General features: G+C 47.8%; 1 protein-coding gene. It reads right to left on the reverse strand.

Translation table 11 applies throughout. From position 1 onward, the window contains the following. The coding region (locus R7Q09_RS27100; RefSeq protein ID WP_318144072.1) for a phosphotransferase at positions 1-586 on the reverse strand (586 nt) is incomplete at both ends.

The following is a 586-nucleotide window of genomic DNA, read 5'->3' on the forward strand; positions in this document are numbered from 1 at the left end:
AACCCAATCTTGGGTCTGCAAGGCTTGCGTACTCCCAATCAATGACTTTCACGCCCTGATCTCCCCTAACTAGGTTGTAACACCCCAAATCAAAGTGACACAGCGCTAACGGAATTTGCTCAACACTAGGTTCAGAACGCCACTGTTTGTATAGAGTTTCAAATTCTGAACCGACGTACTTTCCTTCTAACTCCAACCAATAATGATCAATTCGCGAGATGTAAGAAAATGGCACAACAGGTATGGAGCTCGAATGGTATTGATGAATGGTCGCCGCGATGGGTAAGAGTTCTTCCAACTCGATGCCATCTTTTGTCAGCGTGATCCCATCGATCCACTCCACTAATAACCCTTGCTCATGAACGAAGATCGGCTTTGGCCCGAGATTTAGCGGCTCGATCGCATGAAGAACTTGATACTCGTTATGACGAGAGATAGAAAAAGCCTTGCATACGTTGCTGGTCGGTCGCCAGACATAAGCAAGGCCTTGAGAAGATTCCAACCGCCAACAGCGGTTGGTGAGCCCGCCGGTGACGGTTTGCACCTTCACCGGTGGTTCTGAAAAGAAGCCATCTAACGCATTTAA

This window comes from Vibrio sp. 2130-1 (genome assembly GCF_033339515.1).